We start from the raw sequence: 6,171 nt of genomic DNA, 5'->3' as shown, positions 1-6,171 counted from the left end.
CTCAAGCTCCTGTCCGACTTTTAAACCATATTTGTAGACCACCTCTTCATCCAGGCCAAAAGCAAACCTTTCATCTAAAAAGACAGACCTTCTTTTAGGATTTTTCTTCTGAGGCTCGATTTTGGTTATCCGGGGCATTTCTGAGGAAATCGTAAAGAAGGTGCCAGCAACTACTTCCCTTTTCCTTTGGCTACCACTTCTGGTTCTTTCTCCTCTGCTGGTTTAGATCTGAGCCCTAATTTCTCCTTTATCTCCTGTTCAATCTTTCTGGTAATATCCGGATTGTCCAGTAAAAACTGCTTGGCATTATCCCTTCCCTGGCCTAACCTTTCACCTTTATAGGAGACCCAGGTTCCGCTTTTCTCTAAGACGTTCTGTTCCACCCCTAAGTCGACCAGCTCACCCTCTCTGGAGATCCCTTTCCCGTAGATTATATCAAATTCCGCCTCTTTGAATGGAGGGGCGACCTTGTTTTTCACTACCCGCACTCTGGTTCTGGAGCCGGTAACATTCTCGCCTTCCTTGATCGAGGCGATTCTGCGGATATCCATCCTGACTGAGGAATAGAACTTCAGCGCGATCCCGCCGGTGGTGGTTTCCGGATTTCCGAACATCACTCCGATTTTCATCCTGATCTGGTTTATGAAGATAACACAGGTTTTGGATTTGCTGATTGTGCCGGTAAGCTTCCTTAAAGCCTGGGACATAAGCCTTGCCTGAAGACCCATATGAGCGTCCCCCATTTCCCCCTCGATCTCTGCTTTGGGGACCAGCGCAGCAACTGAGTCGATGACGATAACATCTACTGCTCCGCTGCGAACCAGAGTCTCGGTTATCTCCAGGGCTTGTTCACCCGTATCGGGCTGGGAGATCAGAAGGTTATCAATGTCCACACCCAAGGCTCTGGCATAATTCGGGGCTAAAGCATGTTCTGCATCCACAAAAGCCGCAACTCCACCTGTTTTTTGAGCTTCAGCCAGGATATGCAGGGCTAAGGTGGTTTTACCAGATGCTTCCGGACCGAAAATCTCTACCACCCTTCCCCTAGGAACCCCTCCCACCCCTAAGGCATAATCCAGGGCAACTGAGCCAGTGGGAATCACCGGGACTTTTATCCCTAAACTCTCACTTCCCAATCGCATGATAGACCCTTTTCCAAACTGTTTTTCTATCTGGGAGACAGCCTGATCTAAGGCTTTCTTTTTCTCCTCTGATTGATGAGTAGTCATATTTTCCTCACTTTCTTTACTTAAGTTAAAAGAGCTATTTTCTTAAGGGGAGTGTAGATAGCCCCGGCCGGATTAAGCTGGGACCTCATCACCACTACCTCTTTGATCTCGATTTCCTCTGTTTGAAAATTCGTGGTTTTTATCTGTTCAGCTAATCTTTCGATATTTTTAGGAGACTTGACCCTGCCAATGGTCAGGTGCGGAGAAAACTCTCTATTTTCTTTGGGATACCCAATATTTTCCATCTCCTGCTCAATTTTTTTAACCATAAGGGCTAATTCCTCTTTCCCTTTTTCAACTCCTATCCAGACCACCCTTGGTCTTTTCATATTGGGAAAGCAACCCAAATCCTTCAGGCTCAGTTTAAAGCCTTTTATTCCTTCTAAAGCTTTTTTAGTCCCTTCAAAAACCCTTTCGATTTTATCTTCAGGCACCTCTCCCAAGAATTTCAAAGTGGCATGCACATTCCCCGGCTTGACCCAGGAGACATCTGCCCCTAATTTCTTCAGAGGGGTCTGAACCTCTTCGATTTTTTTCTTCAATTCTTCTTTCAGCTCAACTGCAATAAAGGTGCGCATTATAATCAATCTTGGAGTGTAAACCTTTAGGTTTACCTTTGATAAAGCTAAAGCTTTATACTCCGGTTATTATTTCAACATAAAAAGCCTCACCAGATTCAATGCCGCCTGGGCAGTTCTTTCCCTTATCGCCTGCCGGTCTCCTCCGAAAATAAATTTCCGGGCATACGAATCATTTTCATGTGCAAACCCGATATAGACTAAGCCCACAGGTTTCTCCTCTGTTCCTCCAGTGGGTCCGGCAATCCCGGTTGCGGAGACACCGTAATCCGTGTTGGAGACTTTCCTGATCCCTTCAGCCATAAGAATTGCTACTTCTTCGGAGACTGCGCCATATTTTTCAATGATCTCCCTGGGGATCTTCAAAAATTCCATCTTGGACTGGTTGCTGTAAGTGATTACTCCGTCCATAAAGTAATTTGAGCTTCCGGATACATTGGTGAGCTTTGCGCCTATCAAACCACCGGTGCAGGACTCAGCCACTGAGATGGTTTTCTTTTTATCGGAGAGCAACCTGCCCACAACCTCTTCCAGGCTCTCTTTATCCATTCCATATATGTTCTCATTCAGGATTTCCCTTGTTTTCTGTTCAAGTTCCGACAGCTCTTTCCGGGCTAAATCTTCGCTTTCAGAAGTGATCCGGAGTTTAATGTCTACTCCGGAAAAGCTGGGGAGAAAGCCTATCTTTACCGGACTTTTAGCCCTCAGGACCGGGTCCAACTTCTCGTATATGGCTGACTCAACTATCCCCGTGGTTCTCAAGACCTTTTGCAGGACAGCCTTTCTGGAGGACCTGGTTTTCAGGAAAGGCAGGATCTCATTTTCCAGAATAGTCTTCATCTCCAGGGGAACACCTGGAAGGGCGAAGAAAAACCTCTTGCCTTCCTGGATGAAGATGCCCGGGGCAGAGCCATATTGATTGGGCAAAGCCTTGGCACCCTGGGGCAGTAAGGCCTGGTTCTGATTGATCTTGGGCATCTCGATTCCCCTTCTCCTGAACCCTTCTTCCACCTTTTTTAAAATATCTTCATGAAAAACCAGATTCCTCTTGAAAGCTTTGACTATTCCTTTTTTGGTAAGGTCATCATTGGTAGGACCTAACCCGCCAGTGGCAATAACCAGATCCGCCCTTTCCACGGCCAGTTTGATTGCCTCGATAATCCTTTTTAAATCATCTCCTATCGAGGTTTTGAAAGCGATCTCAATTCCCAGACTGGAGAGCTTATCCCCGATATAGGCGGAGTTGGAATCTAATATCTCCCCGTGGATTATCTCATCTCCGATTGTGATTATCTCTGCTTTCATATTTATAAGACTTTTAAGATGATTAGAACCTGCATAATAAGATTGGTGTAAATCCCAGCCACCACATCATCTAAAGTTATTCCCAGCCCGCCTTCAAGTTTTTCACAGTCCCTGGCTGGCGGTGGTTTGATAATGTCTAAACCCCTGAAAATGACAAAAGCTAATATATACAAAAAAAACCTCTTTGGCAAAAATAAAAAAGAGACCAGCATCCCGCATCCTTCATCGATTACAATTTTTCTGTTATCCTTGCCAAAAACCTTTTCTGCCCCGGTTCCAGACCAAAGGCTGACAAAGAATACCAGAATAGCAATTCCGCCGAGGAAATAAAAACTCTGGGGTACAAAGAGCCAGACCAGAATAAAGATTAAAAGGCTACCGCAGGTACCGGGTACAACCGGTGAATAGCCAGTAAAAAAAAGGGTGGCCAGAAGAATCTGAAGCCGCTGGATCAGTCTTAAGTTGACCTTTTCTGACTCTATTTTAACACCCCCTTGAGCAGAGGTATGTTCTTCACCAGGTAGTCTATACCGGTTCCCAGGGTCAGGAGCATGCTTATAAAAACTAAGAGATCAAAAAGCCTGAAAACCTGAGGGCTGGTGAAAATGCTCCAGTCGTAACCTAAGGGAAGAAGAGTGGTCTTCAGGTTGGTGAAGATTAAAATTATACTGATGACTAACATCTGGGAAAAAGTCTTCACCTGAGCCAAAATGGTGGGCATAATCACCATCCCTTTATAAGCCGCTAAACTCCTTAAGCCGGTGATGAAAAACTCCCTCACGATTATAACCAAAATCATCCAGGCTTTGACATAACCCAAAGCCACAAAAGAGATGAAGGCAGTTGATACTAAAATTTTATCAGCTAAAGGGTCCATAAATTTTCCAAAACCGGTAACCACCCCGTACTTTCTGGCTATATACCCGTCATAAAGATCAGTTAAAGCCGCAAATAGGAATATGAGAGTAGCAAAATAACGAGAATAGACGTTATCCACCAGAAAAAAGACCATAAAGACCGGGGAGAGCAGTATCCGGGCTAAGGTGAGTTTATTTGGCAAATTCATCTACCAGTCCTTAAGATCTCTTTTTTCATAGAGTTATTGCGAGGTATGCACCAAGGCTGTGCATACCGAGGAGGTCATTTGACCTACGAAGCAATCCACTCCCTTCGTAGCGCGACCCTTTTAGGGTCGCTTAGGCGAGGCTGAAAGTCCCAAGACCTTGAGGCCTCGCTCTAAGAAAAACAAACCACTATCAAATTCCACTTTGGTAAATTTAACCTTCTAACCCTTCTCAGTCAATAAAAAAACAGATTTTGGGATGCATCGTCTGTGATGATGGCGTATTGACATGGTCAATTCATTCCGTACAACAACAAACGCCAGACACAAAGGTCAGGCGCTACGAGTTATTGATCTTTTATCTTCTATCTGTCATCCGTCATCATTTTTAACACACCGGTTTAGGTCCGCCCTTAAAAAGATAGGCAACTAAATAAACTATGTCAGCCACATTCACCTTTCCATCACAGTTGGCATCTCCGCTTTCTGAAATAGGCAGAGGCACCGGTCCTCCTTTGAATAGGTAACTGACCAGATGTAAGATGTCGGCAACATTAATCGTTCCATCTGAGTTGGGATCGCCCAGGAGTAATGGCGATTTATTCTGAGCCTGGTAGATAAGACTATCCCCGATACTTCCATCTGTCCGCATCATCTTGAATTTTAGCGAATCAGCCCATACCGTGAAATCGACAAAATGATGAGCTTTTTCTGTATATTGAGTCCAGCTGCTCTCAGCTGGAGTGTAAAGCGGCGCTCCGCCTCCAGCTGCTATTATATTGGTGACCCCTTTGATAGGTCCATTTCTCTGATAGAAGTGGCTATGCCCGCTAAATACCATATCGACTTTGAAAGTTTCAAAAAGGGGACAGAGGGTATCTCTTATACCGAGGTCACTGTTATGCCCTCCTGCGCAATAAGGATGATCATGCATAAAAACGAAGACAAAAGTCTTGTTATAAGAATTGACCAGGTCTTTTCTGAGCCATTGATACTGAGCACTTGATGGTCCATAAGGTTTCTGGGTATCCAGGCTGATGAAATGCGAATTCCCGTAATCGAAAGAATAATAAGATTCATTGCTATCAGGATTATTGTGAGGAAGGCAGAAATAGTTGTAGTAGAGAGGACTTTCCCCCTCATGGTTTCCTATGGCATAATAGTACGGAAATCTCTGGGCAGAGGTGGCACTGGAGCAGATGGTTGCAAAATAAACCGCCCACTGGCTTTCATCTGAACCGTTTGCCACTAGGTCACCAGTGTGAAGAACAAAATATGGATCAGATGCGATAATTCGATTCACCACAGCTAAATGAGAATCAGCCTGGGTTCTGGTGTCACCATAAACACAAAATTTGAAAGGGATATCAGAAGTAACCCCGGTCCTGAAAGTGTAATCAGGGGTCTGCTTCCCTTGAAAGAGCACCCGGTAATGATAGATTGTGTCAGGCACAAGGCCGGTTAAGGTCAGACTGTGAGGGATCTTGAGAGCCAAATCCTTTTCTTCTCTTTCATATGCGGGAGTAAGCCCATATTGAACCACTGAACTGTCAGAGGTCGACGTTCGCCAGCTTATCACCATTGAGTTCTGGGTGACCATCGAGAGGTAAGGTCCTTTTTGAGGAAGGTCTTGAGCCAGGGCAGAACATGACCCCAGTATCAGGAGTCCGATCAAGAAGCTTGTTTTCGCCATTTTTGCTTACTCCTTTTCCAAAAAATTACTTCATAAGATAGATCTGGCAAGTTTTTTCAAAACAGTAGTATCAGAGTTCACCCCGACCTGAGTGCAACTTAGACTCTGAAAGGCTCTGGATTCGAAAAACGGATTTCGATACGATCAAAACCAGCACTCCCCAAAGAATCCCATAAAAAGCTCCTCCCGCGACATCCAGAGGGTAATGTACCCCAACATAAATGCGGGAGAAAGAGACTGTAACCGCAATAGCTAACCAGATGAACCAAGCCCGGCGATAAAGAAAAGTCAAGATCGAGCCTG

The 6,171-nt window shown here is 44.9% G+C and carries 7 protein-coding genes; all 7 read right to left on the bottom strand.

All coding sequences use genetic code 11. The features are described 5' to 3' along the window. Positions 1–170 precede the first annotated feature (170 nt). A complete protein-coding gene (gene recA / locus MUP17_11245) occupies positions 171–1,229 on the bottom strand; it encodes a recombinase RecA (protein MCJ7459556.1) in 1,059 nt (352 codons plus the stop codon). A 20-nt stretch (positions 1,230–1,249) separates the two neighbouring features. Continuing rightward, on the bottom strand, positions 1,250–1,807 hold the full coding sequence (thpR, locus tag MUP17_11240) for an RNA 2',3'-cyclic phosphodiesterase (protein ID MCJ7459555.1): 558 nt from the start codon (positions 1,805–1,807) through the stop codon (positions 1,250–1,252). 69 nt (positions 1,808–1,876) lie between these two features. Continuing rightward, positions 1,877–3,112 carry a competence/damage-inducible protein A gene (locus MUP17_11235; GenBank protein MCJ7459554.1) on the bottom strand — a complete coding sequence of 412 codons (1,236 nt, stop codon included), beginning with the start codon at positions 3,110–3,112 and terminating at the stop codon, positions 1,877–1,879. Positions 3,113–3,114: 2 nt separating this feature from the next. Then, on the bottom strand, positions 3,115–3,543 hold the full coding sequence (locus MUP17_11230; GenBank protein ID MCJ7459553.1) for a phosphatidylglycerophosphatase A: 429 nt from the start codon (positions 3,541–3,543) through the stop codon (positions 3,115–3,117). A gap of 47 nt (positions 3,544–3,590) precedes the next feature. Next, a complete protein-coding gene (gene pgsA, locus MUP17_11225) occupies positions 3,591–4,178 on the bottom strand; it encodes a CDP-diacylglycerol--glycerol-3-phosphate 3-phosphatidyltransferase (protein ID MCJ7459552.1) in 588 nt (195 codons plus the stop codon). 385 nt (positions 4,179–4,563) lie between these two features. Then, on the bottom strand, positions 4,564–5,868 hold the full coding sequence (locus MUP17_11220) for a metallophosphoesterase (GenBank protein MCJ7459551.1): 1,305 nt from the start codon (positions 5,866–5,868) through the stop codon (positions 4,564–4,566). A gap of 70 nt (positions 5,869–5,938) precedes the next feature. Further along, on the bottom strand, positions 5,939–6,171 hold a 233-nt coding region (locus tag MUP17_11215), incomplete at its 5' end, for a phosphatase PAP2 family protein (GenBank protein MCJ7459550.1).

Source organism: Candidatus Zixiibacteriota bacterium (assembly GCA_022865345.1).
Taxonomy (GTDB): domain Bacteria; phylum Zixibacteria; class MSB-5A5; order MSB-5A5; family RBG-16-43-9; genus RBG-16-43-9.
Note: the sequence above shows the minus strand (reverse complement) of the source record. Positions and strands in the feature narration are given on the sequence as shown.